This window comes from Xenorhabdus sp. Sc-CR9 (assembly GCF_963897815.1).
In the GTDB taxonomy this organism is placed as follows: domain Bacteria; phylum Pseudomonadota; class Gammaproteobacteria; order Enterobacterales; family Enterobacteriaceae; genus Xenorhabdus.
Map to the genome: position 1 here is coordinate 1 of NZ_CAWQTY010000152.1, position 226 is coordinate 226.

The 226-nt window shown below is 49.1% G+C and carries 1 protein-coding gene; it reads right to left on the bottom strand.

Translation table 11 applies throughout. The features are described 5' to 3' along the window. A partial coding sequence (locus tag AACQ81_RS07075; RefSeq protein WP_237388520.1) for a toprim domain-containing protein occupies positions 1–226 on the bottom strand: 226 nt, incomplete at both ends.

Consider the following 226-nt stretch of genomic DNA (forward strand, 5'->3'; position numbering starts at 1 on the left):
GTTCTTTTTAAGGTTGCCGTCTGCGTCCAATTCACCCTCGGCGTGCCAGTCGTTATCTGCGGCGATAATGATTATCGCGTGAGGCCATTTTTTACGGCACTCGATAGCAACGGGCTTCAAATTCCCTGCATCCATTGCCGCCAGTGTGAGACTATTTTCATTATCGTGGCATTTACTGACCGTAACCGCAGTAGCGAACCCCTCAGCAATAACTATCGATAACGGT